A 16,322-nucleotide genomic window follows, 5' to 3' on the forward strand; every position below is an offset into this window, starting at 1 on the left:
CGGCACGGTTGTGCGGTGACAGAAGGTTGCCCGCGACCCGTTCCAGCGACCGGGAATCGCTCGGTAGTCTCGGCCCCGATGTCGTAGCGGCACCGGACATTTTGCGAATTCTCGGCACCACTGCCGGACTTTCGACACGACCAGGAAACTCCGGCGATATGCGCGACGCGTAACCCTGCTTTCAGATGTTCCCGGCGGGAAACCGCGGCTCGCCCCGGGATTCGGGAGGACATACAGATGTCGGACATTGCCATTGTCGGAATCGGCTGCCGCTTCGGCGGGGGAATCGACTCCCCGGAATCCTTCTGGGATTTCGTCGTCGACAAACGCGATGCAGTCGTCGAGATACCACCGGACCGCTGGGACTACCGCCGCTATTACGACCCGGAGAAACGCACCCCGGGACGTAGTTACACCAGGCACGGCGCGTTCCTCACCACCGATCCGTGGGAATTCGATCCGGATTTCTTCGGCATCTCCCCGCGTGAGGCCACCGGCCTCGACCCCCAGCAGCGCCTGCTGCTCGAGGTGACCTGGGAGGCCCTCGACGACGCGGGTGTCGCGGGACGCGCCGCCGGCGAATCGGTGGGGGTGTACATCGGCGGGTTCGTGGTCGATCAGTCGGTAGTGGGCGTCGTGGGCCCGGCGCTGGCACATGTGGATATGCACACCGCGGCCGCCGCCTCCTACACCATGCTGTCCAACCGGATCGCCTACGCACTCAACCTGATCGGGCCCGCACTCACCGTCGACACCGCGTGTTCGTCGTCGCTGGTGGCATTCCATCTGGCCTGTCAGGCGATCCGCGACGGCGACTGCACGACCGCGCTCGCCGGCGGCGTGAACGTCATGCTGCAGCCGGAAACCTTCGTCATGATGTGCAAAGGCGGATTCCTGGCCGTCGACGGACGCTGTAAATCCTTCGACGCCGCCGGGGACGGATACGGGCGCGGTGAAGGCGGCGGTATCGTCGTGCTGAAGAAACTCGATGACGCGCTGCGCGACGGGGACCGGGTGTACGCGGTGGTCAAGGCCACCGGATCCAATCAGGACGGGCGCACGGCGGCCATCACGGTGCCGAACGCCGATTCGCAGGAGGCGCTGGCGCGTACGGTGTGCGAACGGTCGGGACTGGCGCCCGAGCAGATCACCTATGTGGAGGCGCACGGTACCGGCACTCCGGTCGGCGATCCGATCGAACTGCGCGCGCTGGGTTCGGTCTACGGCGCCGCCGAAGTGCGGGGGCAGACCCTCGGGGTGGGATCGCTCAAGGCGACCCTGGGGCATACCGAGGCCGCCTCCGGTATCGCGAGCGTCATCAAATCCGCTCTCGCCCTGCACCATCGCACGATTCCGCCGCAGGGCTGGCTGAACGAACCCAGTCCGGACATCCCGTTCGCCGACCTCAATCTGCATATCCAGCTCGAGGCGCAACCGCTGCCCGCCGACGCGGGGGCGATGAGTATCGCGGTGAACGGGTTCGGATACGGCGGCACCAACGCGCACACCATCCTGCAGGAATTCCGGCCGGTCGCCGGTCCGCCCGCGCCGCGTGTGCGCGAACATCTCGGAGTGCTGCCGGTCTCCGCGCGCAGCGCTCCGGCGGTCCGGGCCATGGCCGGCCGGTTCGCCGATCTGCTCGCCGCCGGGGCCGACCCGGATCATCTGGCAGAGGCGGCCTGGACGCGACTGGCCCACCACTCCTTCCGCGCCGGTGTACCGGTGCGCGAACGTACCGAGATGGTCGACGAGCTGCGGCAGTACGCGGGCGGCGAGGGCCGGGACGCTGTACGGACGGTTTCTCAGCGCGTCGGCGAACCGGTCTTCGTGTTCTCCGGTATGGGTCCGCAGTGGTGGGGTATGGCACGCGACCTGCTCGCCGCCGACGGTGCGTTCGCCGATTCGGCACGTGCGGTCGACTCCGCCTTCCAGCGGGTGGCGGGATGGTCGATCATCGAGGAACTGCTGCGCCCGGAGGCGGAGTCCCGGGTGAGCGCGACCGAGGTCGCCCAGCCCGCGAACTTCCTGGTGCAGGTGGGACTGGTGGCCGAGCTCGCCGAGTACGGCATCACCCCGGCGCGGATCGTGGGACACAGTGTCGGCGAGGTGTCGGCGGCCTATGTGACCGGGATGCTGTCGCTGGACGAAGCGGTCACCGTGGCCTACCACCGGTCGCGGTTGCAGGCGACGACAGCCGGCGCGGGGGCGATGCTGGCCGTGGGCACCGGGCCGGACAAGGTGCGGGAATATTTCGGCACGGACGACGCGGTGGATATCGCGGCCGTGAACAGCCCGGGGTCGCTCACCCTCGCCGGCGATATCGACCGGCTCGACGAGATCGCCGAGAAGCTCACCGAGGAGGGCGCATTCGCCCGGGCACTGCGGGTGGAGGTGCCGTACCACAGCCGGTTCATGGATCCGATCCTGGACGAACTCCGCACTGTGCTCGCCGGCCTGCGGCCCGCCGCGCCGCGTATCCCCCTGGTGTCGACGGTGACAGCGGAAGCGGTGGTGGAGGCCGAGGACGGGTTCGATGCCGAATACTGGTGCGCCAATGTCCGGCAACCTGTGCGGTTCGCCGACGCCGTCGCCGGACTGGTCGCGGCCGGGCACCGGGTGTTCCTGGAGGTCGGGCCACATCCGGTGCTGTCCGGCAATATCCGCGAGATCCTGCTGGCGGCCGGGGAGAACGGCGCCACGGTCGCCACGCTGAACCGCAAACAGGACGATCAGAACAGTATCCGCCGGACCGTGGCGGGTCTGTACGCCGCCGGCGTACTCGATACGAGCGGCGCGTTCCCCGCGGACCGGCGCGCCACCGAACATCTTCCGCTGCCCCGCTACCCGTGGCAGAACACCCGGCTGCACAACCCCCTTCCCCTCTTCGAACAGCTGCGGCTCGGGAGCCCGGACACCTACACGATGCTCGGCGACCCAGATATGGAGGGGAGGCCTGGCTGGCTGCTGCAGGTCGGGACCGAGCTGCTGCCCTGGCTACCCGATCACGTGGTGGGCGGGATGCGGATCATGCCGGGCGCGGCCTATCTCGATGCCGCGCTCAGCGCCGCCGCCACCCGCTCGGGCGATGGACGGGTCGCGCTCGAGGATGTCCGATTCGTCGCACCGCTGGTGATGGCCCAGCCGGATGTGCCGTTCCTCGAACTCGGGATCGAGGACGCCAGTGGCCGATTCCTCATCAGATCGCGCAGTGCCACCGGATCGGTATGGACGGTGCACTCCACCGGGCGGGTGCTCACCGGCGCCTACGAAACAGCGGTGGAGGCCGTCCCCGAACCGGAATCGGCGATCGATATCGAACCCGGGATCTTCTATGCCGCACTCGCCGCACGCGGTCTGCAGTACGGTCCGGCATTCCGGCGGGTCACCGCGGTGCGGGCCGGGCGGAACGCGGTCGTCGCCACGGTCGACGGCGGTATCGCGGCCGATTCCGGGCATCTGGTACATCCGGCCGTGGTCGACGCCGCCATGCAGACCGTCGCGCTGCTGTTCGCGCAGGACGGTCTGGGTGCGGGCGCCATGGTGCCGGTCGGGGTCTCGGCGGTGCGCATGTACCGTGCGCTGCCCGCGGAGGTGACCGTGGTCGCCCGGCGCGATCCGGAGGCCGCTCATCTCTCCGATGTCCGGCTGCTGGCCGGTGACGGCACTCTGTGCCTGCATCTGCGCGGCGTACAACTGGGCGCGCTCACGCCCGGTGGCAGCCCACTCCAGCGGATGGCGGATTTCTACTACTCCGAAACGGTCGAACCGGCCGAACCGATCGACCCGGCGGTCCTGGGCGATACCGGGGCCGCCGCGACGATCGTGCTCGCGCTCGGCGAGAGCGAACGGGCCCGCGATCTCGCCGCGGCCCTGCCCGGGGCGACCTACCGGCTCACCACGGGTGCCGATCCCGGCCTGGAAACCGAGCTCATCGCCCTGCTGCGTGCGGGTGCCGACGACCCGGGTACCGACCGGGTGCACCTCGTAGTGGTGGCCGGGCGGACGGGCGACGATCTCGCGGATCTGTGGACGCTGAAACGGATCGCGGTCGCGGCCCACCAGTTCATCGCCCCGGGCGAGAGCGAGACCCCGATGGTGGGCATCGGGGACGGCACCTGCCATATCTCCCTGGTGACCGAGTACGCCTTCGCGCTACCCGGCACCGCCACGGCCCCGGATTCACGCCAGGCGGCGCTGGCCGGTGCCCGCCGGGTCCTCCTCAACGAGCAACCCGCCCTGCGGTGGCGGCTGATCGATACCGAGCCGGCCACGACGGCGGCCGAACTGCTCACCGAACTGGCTGTGCCCGGCGCATTCCGATACGACAACTCCGACGAAGTGCTGCTGCGGTCCGGCGGCCGGCTGCTGCCGCGGATCACCCAGCCGCTGCCCGAGCGGATCGACGCGCTGGAGACCGCCGAACCGCTCATCGACGCCGAGGCCGATTTCGCGCTGGAGATACCGCGATCGAAACTGCTGTCCGCGCTGGCCTGGCGGCGCGCCCCGCGCCGCGATCCCGGGCCGGGCGAGGTCGAGGTCGGCCTGCGGATCATCGGGCTCAACTACAAGGACCCGCTGAAGGTCATGGGGATCCTCGGCGAACGCGAACTCGCCGAAACCTTCTTCGGCACCAGTCCGGGTATGGAGGGTGTCGGTGCCGTCACCCGGTTGGGCGAGGGGATCACCGATCTCGCCGTCGGCGATATCGTGGCGCTGGCCGCCAAGGGCATGATGCGGCGCTATCACGTGGTGGAACGCGGCGCGGTGATCCCGTTACCGCCGGGTACCGACCCGGCAGTGTGCACCAGCACCACCGCATTCGGGACGGCCGAGTATTCGCTACTGGATCTGGCCCGGCTCGAACCCGGCGAAACCGTGCTCGTCCACGGCGCCGCCGGTGGCGTGGGCTCGGCGGCCATCCAGGTGGCGAAGGCGCGCGGCGCCCGGATCATCGGTACGGCGAGCACCGAAGAGCGCCGCGCGCATATTCTCGAACTCGGCGCCGATCACGCACTGAACTCGCGATCGCTCAATTTCGCCGACGATGTACTGGGTCTCACCGACGGCGCCGGCGTGGACGTGATCCTGAGTTCGGCGCCCGGCGAAGCATTGCGCCAGAACTTCAAGGCGATCCGCGAATTCGGCCGGATCGTCGAGGTCGGCAAGGCCGATATCTACACCGGCGGACTGCTCGAACTCGCCAATTTCGACAAGAACCTCTCCTACTTCTCCATGGACCTGGACCGCATGTGCCGGGTCCGGCCCCTGCAACTCGCGGATCTGCTGAGCCGGGTGGTGGAGAAGTTCCGGTCCGGTGAATACCGGCCGCTGCCCTACGAGCTGTACGGCACCCACGAGGTCGCCAAGGCCTTCGACGACACCATCCGGTCCGGCAAGATCGGCCGGATCGCGCTGTCGATGACCGACGAGGCGCCACCGGTTCGCCCGATGCTGCCCGAACTCGAAATCGACCCGGGCGGTGCCTATCTGATCACCGGCGGGTTCGGCGGGTTCGGGATGGCCACCGGTACCTGGCTGATCGACCGGGGTGCGCGGCGGCTGGTACTGGTCGGCCGCAACGGCGCGGCCACTCCCACAGCGCGCCGGCAACTCGCGGCGTGGCGGGCCGCCGATATCACGGTGATCGAGGAACGCGCCGATATCGCCGACCCCGAGGCGGTCGCCGCCGTGGTGAACCGTGCGCACGACGCGGCGCATCCGCTGCGCGGGGTGTTCCACGCGGCGGGCGCGGTCGCCGACAACCGGGTCGAGCATATGGACGAGGAGCAGCTCGCCCGGGTGTACCGCGCCAAGGTGCACGGGGCGCGGGTCCTGCACGCCGCGGTGCTCGCGGCCGGCGCCGAACCGGATATGTTCGTGCTGTACTCCTCCGGCGGATCCATGTTCGGGATCTTCGGCCAGTACAACTACACCGCCGCGAATCTGGCAGTGGAGGCACTGGCCGAGGAATGGTCCCGGGCCGGGGAGCGGGTGCTGTGTGTGGGCTGGGGACATATGTCCGGCGCGGCCGGGGGTATGGCCGCCGACGACAAGGTCGCGAAGTATCTGGAACTGGCCGGATTCGGGGCGATCGATATGGCCGAGGGCACCCTCTACCTGGAACAGGTTCTGCGCCTGGGGGTCACGCGGGCAGCCGTCATCCCGACCGATTGGTCGAAGCTCACCGCGGCGTTCCCGCAGATGGGCCGGACCGGCCGGCTCGCCGCCCTGGTGGCAGCGTCGGTCCAGGACAATTCGATACTGGCCACGCTGAAAGCCGAACTGGCCGCGCTGGAGGACGGTAAACGCGGCCAGGCCATGGCCCGGATGCTCGCCGAGCAACTGGCCGTCGTGATGGGCGTACAACCCGACACCATCGATCTGACGGTCCCGGTCACCGAACTCGGCCTGGATTCCCTGATGGCGGTCGAATTCGGTTCCCGGGTGAGCAAACAGCTCGGTATCGAGCTGATGTCGCTGCAGATGGGCAGGTCGTTCAGCCTGGAGCAGGCCGGGCCGAAGGTGGCCGAGCTGATCCTGGCGACCGATCCGGCGGCGGATTTCGCGGCATCGCTGCCCGCCGACACCGGTGCGGCGGGTGCTCCGGTGGGAGCCGGCGGAGACGATTCGTCCGGGAACGGTCACGCGGCGAACGGGAACGGCGCTCCCGTGGCCGCGGAATCGGGGAACGGGAACGGGTCCGCCCAGGTGGCTACCCCGGCCCGCGAGGTGCTGGTCGTCGACGAGGCGCGTCCGTGATATCCGGCGCCGCCCCATCCGGGTCCGGCCCGGGCGCCTGGGCGGCGTTCGCGGGCTGCCTGCTGTCGGTGTTCATGCAGATGATCGACGTGACGATCGTCAACACGGCGTTACCGGCGATCACCGCGGATCTGCACGCCTCCGCCGCCCAGCAGTTGCTCATCGTCTCCGGGTACTCGCTGGCCTTCGCCTGCACGCTGCTGCCGGCCGCCCGGGCCGGGGCGATGATCGGCCGCCGCCGGATGTTCCTGGCGGCGGTGGTGGCGTTCACCGCGGCGTCGGTCTGGTGCGGGACGGCCGGCAGCGCAGATGAACTCGTCGTCGCCCGCGTCGCACAGGGGCTGGCGGGGGCGGGTATGGCAGCGCAGACCATCGCGATACTGACCGCTCTGTTCCCGCGCGAGCTGCACACCCGGGTTTTCGCGCTCTACGGCGCCACCTCCGGATTCGCGGGGCTGCTCGGGCCGATTCTGGGCGGCGCCCTGGTCACCGCGGATCCGGGCGGATACGGCTGGCACAGCATCTTCCTGATGAACCTGCCGCTCGGTATCGTCACCCTCGTCCTGGCCTGGCGGTACCTGCGGCTCGATGCCCCGCGGCAGCGGTCGGCGCTGGACCTCACGGGTGTCGCGCTGTCCGCCGCGACCCTGTTCGGTCTGCTCTACGCCCTGTCGGAAATCCATCTGAGCGGCTGGCGGCCGATCCCCTGTCTGGTCATCGCGGCCGCGCTCCTGCTCGGGGTGGTGACGATCCGGCACGAACGCCGAGTGGCCTGTCGCGGGGGCGGGCCGCTGCTACGCCTGGACCTGTTCGGCGATCGCGGCTTCGCGATCGGCTCGATCGTGGTCACCGGATTCTTCGGGGTGTTCACGGCGTTCGTCTTCGCCATCTCCATCACCCTCCAGGATGTGCTGGACTTCTCGCCGTTGACGACCGGTATCGCGATGACCCCGTTCGCGCTCGGCGCGGGCGCGGGCGCGCTGCTCTCGCCGGTGTTCGTCCAGCGCTGGGGAGTCCGCACACTGGCCGGCGGGCTGGCACTGTTCGCCGGGTGCGTGCTGGTGGGCGTGGGTTATGTGAACATCACCGACGGCCGGGTCAGCCTGCTGCTCTGTGCCGCACCGGTTTTCCTGTGCGGATTCGGAGCCGGGTTGTTCGCGGTACCCCTGCAACCGATCATGCTGTCCGGACTGGACGACGGGCAGTTGGCCGAGGCCTCCGGGCTGCTGCCGACTATCGAACAGATCGGCAACGGGGTCGGCCTGGCGCTGCTGTCCGCGGTGTTCTTCCGCGCGCACACTCTGGGCGGCAGCACCGTCATGTTGTCGGCGATCGCGGTGGTGGCATTCGCTCTCGCCGCGGTGACACTGGCGCTGCCCGACCCGGCACCGGCGCCGGACCGCTCCGAACCGGCGACCGCGCCGGTGGTGAACTGAGGAACGAGTGATGGTCGATTTCGGACTCATCGACGAATGGAATCCGGCGCCCGGCCGGGTCGTGAGCTGGGTGGCGACACCCCGGTCCCGGGCGGCCGCCGATGCGGCGCCGGTACACGACGTACCGCCGTCCCACCAGCAGGAACATTATCTACGCCGGTCCCATCGCAGCACCGGCGCCGACTATCGCACCTCCGGGCTGTGCCTGGTGACCGCGGAGGTACCGGCCCTCCTGGAGCGGGACGCCATGACCGCGGCGGTCAACGAATTCCTGGAACGGCACGACACGTTCCGGAGTTGGTTCTCGCTGGCGTCCGACGGTGCGATCCGGCGGCACCTGCTCGAACCCGGCCGGATCGAATTCGCCCCCGTCGACCACGGTCGTATCGACAATGCCGAGGCCGTACGCGATCTGGTCCAGAAACAGACACCCCCGCCGTCGCAATGGGACTGCTTCACCTTCTGGACCATCGAACACGAGCAGTCCACCACCGTGTACCTGGCGGTCGACCATCTGCACACCGACGGTGTGGGACAGCACATCTCGTGCTTCGAACTCGCCTGTCTGTACGCGAAACACGCCTGGGGGCACACGCCGCCCATACCGGGACCGGCCAGCTATACCGAGTACTGCGCCCGGGAGCGTGCCGCGTCGGACCGGCTGACTCCCGCGTCTCCGGAAGTCGCGACCTGGCTACGCCTGCTGCGCGGGAACGACGGCGAGCTACCGTCCTTCCCGCTCGATCTCGGGATCCGCGACGGCGATTCGGATCGCAGCGCCCATCGCACGGTGCCCCTCTTCGAGGAGGACGAGGCCGCCCGGTTCGAGAAGATCTGCCGGGACCACGGCGGCGAATTCGCCGGCGGTGTGTTCGCGGCGGCGGCCCTGGCCGAACGGGAACTCACCGGCAGCGACTACTACTTCGGGATCACCCCGCTGAACACCCGGTCGACCTTCGAGGAGATGGCTTCGATCGGCTGGTATGTGGCGCTGGTCCCGGTGGCGTTCCCGATCGGTGTGCGCCCCACCTTCGAACGGACCGTGGCCCGCGCGCAACGCGCCTACGAGAACGGGATGCGTCTCAAAACGGCGACCATCCACCGTGTGCTGGAGCTGGCGCCGCCCGACAGCGGTATCCAGGTCGGCCCGAACTGGTCCAATCCGATGATCTCCTATGTCGATGCGCGCGACTTCGCGGGCAGCGAGTATTTCGATATCGCCCGCGGCGGGCTCTACGGAAACCGGGCCGCGAGCGAAGAGGCCCTCGTCTGGATCAACCGGCTACCCACCGAAACCACCGTCAGCGTGATCTACCCCGATAATTCGACCGCGCACGAATCGGTGGACCGCTATCTGGACGCCCTCGGCCGCGTTCTGCGCGAAGCCGCCCGCGAACACTGACCGATCAGTCCACGGCAAGGGCCTCGACGATGGGCATCCGCGCGGCCCGTAGCGCCGGCGGCACCGAACCGAGCAGTGCGAGCAGTAACGCCACCACACCGTAGACCACCAGCAGCGCGCTCGGTTCGTACACCACATCGATGGTCATCGCGTGGCCGATGGCGATCGCGGACAGATACTGCACCGCCGCCCCGACCAGCAGACCGAGAGTCGCACCGATCACGCCGATTCCGGCCGCCTCGGCCAGCACAGATCGGATCAGGAAGCGGCGGCTGGTGCCCATGGCGCGCAGGACCCCGATCTCGCGGCGACGGTCGAGCACCGACAGCATGAGCGTGTTCAGCAGTGCGATGGTAGCGACGAGCACCACGATCCACAGAATATTCGTGGCCAGTGCGGTGCCCTGGCGCAAACTGCCCGAGGTGGCCGCCACGGCCTCGGCACCCGAGTCGATATAGAGCTCCGGCGGAACCACCTCGCGGAGTGCGGCGCGCACTGTCGCCGGGTCCGCGCCGGGCACGAGATCCACCGCGAGGGTGGTCTCGCCGGGGCGCTCGTACCAGGTGCGCATCCGTTCGAGGTCCATCATGATGACACCGGCGATCGCGGAGAAATACGGGATCACCTGCAGGACACGGACTTCGTGGCGGCCGGTGGGCGTCGGCAGGGTGAGGGCATCGCCCACCGATACCCCCAGCGAGCGCGCGACATCGCGCGAGACCACCACACCCTGGCCGGTGACGAGTTGCCTGCCGACTTCCGGGGTGATCTCCGCGCTGAGCCGGGTGCTGTCGGCGGCGGCCGGAAAACCCTGTAGCAGTATCCGTCCCGCGCCCACACTGGCGAACGCCAGCTGTGCCGGATTCACCGCCGCCACACCCGGCACGGCCGCGAGCCGCTCGTCCAGGCCGTCGGGTAGCAGCGGACCGGTCGGGAACTGTGCCATGGAACCCGGGGTGACCCAGAAGTCGGTGGCGGCCAGGTTCTCGAAACTCTCACCCGCCGAATCGACCACATTGCGGGTCGCGCTCCCGGTGGACACCACCGCGGCGACCCCGATCAGCACCGTCATCGCGGTCGCCCACACCCGGCGCGGCGCCCGTTCGAGGGTGGTCGCGCCCAGCGCGCCCGGGCCGCCGAACCAGCGGGCGATCGCGCCCGCGCCCCGCACGATCGGCCCGGTCGCGGCGAAGCACAGGACGATCGCGGCGCCGAACGACAGGGAGATCGAGGCCAGTGACCACAGACCGAGATCGGTTTCGGCCAGATAGATCGCGGCGGCGACCATGAGCAGTCCCGCCACCACCGCCGCCCGGCGCCGTGCCGGGCGCACGGTATCGGTACCGGCCGCGCCCACCGGTACCAGCGCTTCGATCGGCTGGACCCGGTAGACCGCGCGCGCAGCGAACGCCGAGGCCAGCACGCTCGCCAGTACGCACAGCGCGACCGCCACGGGGACGGCGTATCCGGGCACCTGGTATTCGGTGCGGGCCTCTACCGATTGCACGATCGCGGCGGGCAGCTGTCCGATCGCCACCCGGCCCATCAGAATGCCGAAACCCGCGCCGATCACCCCGCCGAGGACCCCGACCAGTACGGCTTCGCCGAGCAGATCGCGCACCATCGGGGCACGCCGGCCGCCGATCGCGCGCAGCAGCGACAGGGTGGGGCGGCGCTGGGCGATCGCCATGGCCATGGCGTTGTAGATCAGGAACGCCGAGACCACCAGCGCGGCCGCGGCGGCCATCAGGGTGGAGTAGCGGATGATCAGCACTGCGCCACCGGCCTGCGCGGCGCGCAGCCCGGAATCGGCGACCACCGCCCGCCCCGCCACGGTATCGGTCAGCGCTGCCCGCAGTCGGCCCGGATCGGCACCGGGTTCGGCGATGATCTGCACCGAATCCAGCTGTCCGGGCCGGCCGGTCAGCTTCTGGGCGGTCACCAGCGTGGTGGCCACCAGGTAGCCACCGTTGAGCTGTCCGGCGCCGTCGGCGTCCAGGATCCCGGCGACAGTGGCGGTACCGTTACCGAGTGGGAAAGTATCGCCTTCCCGGTATCCCATCGCCGCACCGGTGAGCACACCGTCGGGCACGGTGAGCAGTTTCGCGGCGCCGCTACCGAGCGATCCGGTGAGCGAACTACCCAGTTCGGCGATCCGCGCGTCGGCGCCGACCAGCAGGGCCCGATCGGCATCGGCCCCGGTCTGGGCACGCAGCATCGGAACCGCGGTCCGGACCCCGGGCGTCGCCGAAATCGGTCCCAGCAGGTCCTGACCGAATCCGGCATCGGTGATACCGCTGACCTCGAGGACGGCGTTCCCGCCGAGTCCGGCGACGAGTTGGTCCACCGACCCGGTGACCGAGCCCGAGATACTGAACACCGCCACCAGCAGCGCGGCCGATACCGCCATCACGGTCAGCGACAGCAGACTGCGCCCCCGGTGCACCAGCAGATCACCGATATTGAACAGCCGGAACCGGTCCCAGACCGCCCCCATCAGCGCCCACCCCGGTCGGCCGTTCTGTTTCGCCGCACAACACTCCCCGTCCCGATCCGGCCCACCGGGCCGGTGTTTCCGATTCCGGTTCATCCTGGTCCATCGGTGACGATCGCGCCATGCCCCGGACCGATCCCTGTGCCGGCTCATACTTTCCACGCCGACGTCCCTGTGGTACTCGTGGCGGCGGTGCGGATCTCCGCGCTGCCGGAGTCGCCGGTTCAGTGCCCGCCGCGGTGGCGGCCCGCGCCCTCCACCGAGCGATCGGACCGGGCAGCGGAACCGCGGCCCACCCCGGGCGCCGTACACCCCGCGGGTAACGCGCCCCCCGGGGGGTGGGTGCGGAATACCCGCGTTCAGGCGCCGATCGCCCGCGCCAGATGCGGCCACGAATCGTGCAGGTCGTACTCGAACTGACCCCAGGTATGTGCCCCGGCGGGCCGGTCGATATGGACCGCGCCGATCCCGAGCGCCCCCAGGCGGCCGGCGAAGGCCGAGGTGCACGCACTGGCGATGGCCTCGACCGGCGGGAAACCCCAGCCGCGGTCGATATCGCCGGGCGCACCCGACGCGGCGGAGAGGTACACGGTCTTACCGGCCAACCGGGCGGCGTTCGCGAAGGCATCGTGGGCCAGCCAACCGGCGGCACCCGGCGGACCCCACATATTCCCCGGGTTGGCGCCGCCGCGCACCACTTGCGCACTGACCATCGCGACGCCCGCGGCATCGGCGGACCACGGACATCCGCTGTAGGACGCCACCGCCTGGTATCGGCCCGGCGCCTGGATCGCCAGATCGACGGCCGACCCCCCGCTCATAGAGACTCCCGCGATCGCATTGCGCCCGGTGGTACCGAAACGGGCGTCCACCACCGCGGGCAGTTCCTGGGTGAGGTAGGTCTGCCAGCGGGCCCGCCCCACCACGGGATCGTCGGTCTGCCAATCGGTGTACATCGAGTAGGCGCCCCCGATCGGCAGCACCACGTTCACGTTCTTGTCCCCGAAGAACTGCCGGACATCGGTATCGTCCCACCAGGAGATACCGTCGACCCCGCCCCCGATACCGGTCAGCAGGTACACCGTGGGCGCCGGTCCGCCCCCCGCCGCCGGAATGACTCGATTGGCCACCACGGTGTTCATGGCGGGTGAATACACTTCGAGGACGATCGCCCGGCCGTCGATCGATTTCTCCGTATCGATCCGCGGCCCCGGGGCGGCCGCGGCGGGTTGGACAGTGAACAGGGTTGCCGCGACGGCCAGTACCGCGGCCGGCATCGTGAGCAAGAGTTTGTACCGCACCCCTCCGGTGTACCCATTCGGAAGCCGGAGCGCCGCCACCGAATGTGCCGAAGTTCCGTTGTGCGCCAGCACGACTCGCCGGCCACCGGGGAAATCGGCAGCTCGGGCGGCAGACCCGGGATACGTTCGATACCGGCATACGACACCACCGGAACCGCCGCCCGTCGGCGTGGCGCTCCCACCGCTCCCCGTGTCGTGCCGGCCACGTGCGCACGGTTGTCGGCGGGTCCGCGCACGCACGCGACAGGCCACCCGGTAGAAAGAAGACAGGGTAGTCGCCGGACTCGCGGATGATCTCCACGATCGTCGCGGGCCCCGGTGGAACCCGCCGAAATGTTGGATACAGTCGAGCGAAAGAGCTGGTTCATGGCGTCCTCCACAGCCCGTGCACAGATCGGGGTCACCGGCCTGGCCGTGATGGGCAGCAATATCGCCCGCAACTTCGCCAAGCACGGATACACCGTCGCACTGCACAACCGCAGCGTCGCCAAGACCGACGCCTTGCTCGCCGCACACGGCGACGACGGTGATTTCGTCCGCACCGAAACCGTCGCCGAATTCATCGCCGCGCTGGAGAAACCCCGCCGAGTGCTCATCATGGTGAAGGCCGGGGATGCCACCGACGCGGTGATCTCCGAACTCGCCGACGCGATGGAGACCGGCGATATCATCATCGACGGCGGCAACGCCCTCTACACCGACACCATCCGGCGCGAGGCCGCCCTGCGTGCCCGCGGGCTAAACTTCGTCGGTGCCGGTATCTCCGGTGGCGAAGAGGGCGCGCTCAACGGGCCGTCGATCATGCCGGGCGGGCCGGCGGAATCCTACGAATCACTGGGTCCCCTGCTGGAGTCGATCGCCGCCCAGGTGGACGGCACGCCGTGCTGCACCCATATCGGCCCGGACGGGTCCGGTCATTTCGTGAAGATGGTGCACAACGGTATCGAATACGCCGATATGCAGTTGATCGGCGAGGCCTACCACCTCTTCCGGGCGGCGCTGGACCTGGATCCGAAGCAGATCGCCGATATCTTCACCCAGTGGAATTCCGGCGACCTGGAGAGCTACCTGGTGGAGATCACCGCCGAGGTACTGAACCAGGTCGACGCGAAAACGGGTAAGCCCCTGGTCGATGTGGTCGTGGATGCGGCCGAGCAGAAGGGCACCGGTCGCTGGACCGTGAAATCCGCACTCGACCTCGGTGTTCCGGTCACCGGCATCGCGGAGGCGGTTTTCGCGCGGGCCCTGTCGGGATCCCGTGGGCAGCGCGCCGCCGCGCAGGGTCTGGCCGCCGGCGAACTGGCCGCCAAACCCACCGATATCGTACAGTTCACCGAGGACATCCGGCAGGCGCTGTACGCGTCCAAGGTCGTCGCCTACGCCCAGGGTTTCGATCAGATCGCGGCCGGTAGCGCCGAATACGACTGGGATCTGACCCCGGGCGATCTGGCCACCATCTGGCGCGGGGGCTGCATCATCCGTGCCCGCTTCCTGAACCGGATCAAAGAGGCCTACGAGACCGATCCGGCGCTGCCCAGCCTGATCCTCGCGCCCTATTTCCGGGACGCGATCGAAACCGCGATCGACAGCTGGCGGCGGGTGGTCGCGACCGCCACCCTGCTGGGTATTCCGGTTCCAGCGTTCTCCTCCTCGCTGTCCTACTACGACGCGCTGCGGGCCGACCGGCTCCCGGCCGCGCTCACCCAGGCACAGCGCGATTTCTTCGGCGCGCACACCTACGAGCGGATCGATGCCGAGGGCAAGTTCCACACCCTGTGGAGCGCGGACCGGTCCGAGGTCGCGGCCGACTGAACGCGGATCCGCCGGGCCGGGCGCCCGGCCCGGCGGGCAACCTCCTCTTGACCGCAGTTGTCACGAAGTCCTCTCGGGGTGATCGGATAATGCCTCACCGCCGGTCGGCGGGCACCGCGAAGGATTCGAGACCGTAACTGCGGCAGGCGGCCACGAGTTTCTCGTACTGGAAGCGGTTGTAGGCCAGCGGCTGCATCAGCAGTCGATCGGGCAGTGTCCGCCAGGCCAGCTGCAGCAACCACACGTACAGCGCGAATTCCCGGTCGTGGCGCGGCGCGAGTTCGAATCCGGTGAGCCGCTGCACGGCCGGATGCATGGCCTTGGCGGAGCACACCTGGATCACATGCCCCGCGACCGGACGCACCACCAGCCACATGGGTGTCAGCGCACGGCGCAGCAGCGGCGGTAGGCCCAGGGTCGGCAGCGGCAATTTGGTCAGATCGGCGAATTTCTGGACCAGGAACGGGTTCTCCGCCAGTTCCTCGGTCGCCATCCGGTCGTAGTAGGCGCGCGCCTCGGCCAGATCTACGGGTAGTTTTCCAGCGGCACTGGGCAATTCGAGATCGGCGAAGGCCGCACGCAGCTGCTGGTAGGCAGCCTCCTCCTCGTCCGGCCGCAGTTCGGTACCGGTGCAATAGGTGAAGGTGTCGAGCACCACGAAGATGCCGCTGACCGCGATCCATTTCCAGGCGAACGGGTTCAGCGCACTGTATTTCACCTCACCGAATGCCGCGCTACCGGATCCGCGCACATCACGGTGCCGGAGCTTCAGCCATTCCGCCTCGGCCCGGCGGTCGTCGGAATCACCCCACAGCGCGATCATCGCGGAAACGCCGCTGCGCACCCCGCGATCGGCGAAGTTCTGCTCGAACCGGCCGGTCCGGTCCACCGCGGCGGCGACCGGGACCAGCGCCACCTGGTCGAAAGCGGCGCCGGCGAAGGCACCGGCCAGGACGCTGCCGGAATGTTTGCGGAATTCGCGCAGGACCTCGGGCCGGACTCGGGGGTCGGTCGACTCTTCGGCGGTGCGCTCCGTAGCGTGGGTCGCCATCTCGTCACCTCGGGCGGGAAATCGGTACGGAAAGTGATAGATTGAACACCCTGATTCTATCATTCGG

Annotated in this window: 7 protein-coding genes; 4 read left to right on the plus strand and 3 right to left on the minus strand. The window is 69.0% G+C overall.

The genetic code is table 11. From position 1 onward, the window contains the following. Positions 1 to 237 precede the first annotated feature (237 nt). From ACWEWT_RS05445 to ACWEWT_RS05455, 3 genes are read left to right on the plus strand one after another with little or no spacing between them, the layout of a single operon-like run. Positions 238 to 6,759, plus strand: a complete 6,522-nt coding sequence (locus ACWEWT_RS05445) for a type I polyketide synthase (protein WP_452556437.1) — start codon at positions 238 to 240, stop codon at positions 6,757 to 6,759. Then, positions 6,756 to 8,195 (plus strand): MFS transporter, encoded by a 1,440-nt coding sequence (locus ACWEWT_RS05450; RefSeq protein WP_452556439.1) that lies wholly within the window; start codon positions 6,756 to 6,758, stop codon positions 8,193 to 8,195. Before ACWEWT_RS05445 ends, ACWEWT_RS05450 begins: the two co-directional genes overlap by 4 nt. A gap of 10 nt (positions 8,196 to 8,205) precedes the next feature. Beyond that, positions 8,206 to 9,597, plus strand: coding sequence for a condensation domain-containing protein (locus tag ACWEWT_RS05455; protein WP_452556441.1), 1,392 nt, complete (start codon positions 8,206 to 8,208; stop codon positions 9,595 to 9,597). Between the two features lie 4 nt (positions 9,598 to 9,601). Here ACWEWT_RS05455 and ACWEWT_RS05460 read toward each other — a convergent pair whose 3' ends face one another. Then, positions 9,602 to 12,094: an FtsX-like permease family protein gene (locus ACWEWT_RS05460; RefSeq protein WP_452556443.1), complete on the minus strand. Its 2,493-nt coding sequence runs from the start codon at positions 12,092 to 12,094 to the stop codon at positions 9,602 to 9,604. 356 nt (positions 12,095 to 12,450) lie between these two features. Continuing rightward, positions 12,451 to 13,368 (minus strand): alpha/beta hydrolase, encoded by a 918-nt coding sequence (locus ACWEWT_RS05465; protein WP_452557678.1) that lies wholly within the window; start codon positions 13,366 to 13,368, stop codon positions 12,451 to 12,453. Between the two features lie 390 nt (positions 13,369 to 13,758). Here ACWEWT_RS05465 and gndA point away from each other — a divergent pair, with 390 nt between their 5' ends. Then, positions 13,759 to 15,204: an NADP-dependent phosphogluconate dehydrogenase gene (gndA, locus tag ACWEWT_RS05470; RefSeq protein WP_452556445.1), complete on the plus strand. Its 1,446-nt coding sequence runs from the start codon at positions 13,759 to 13,761 to the stop codon at positions 15,202 to 15,204. Between the two features lie 94 nt (positions 15,205 to 15,298). Here the strand turns inward: gndA and ACWEWT_RS05475 are convergent, their stop codons facing one another. Next, entirely contained in the window at positions 15,299 to 16,255 is a 957-nt protein-coding gene (locus ACWEWT_RS05475; protein WP_452556447.1) for an oxygenase MpaB family protein, read from the minus strand. Positions 16,256 to 16,322: the final 67 nt, after the last annotated feature.

It is taken from the genome of Nocardia sp. NPDC003963, from assembly GCF_053605105.1.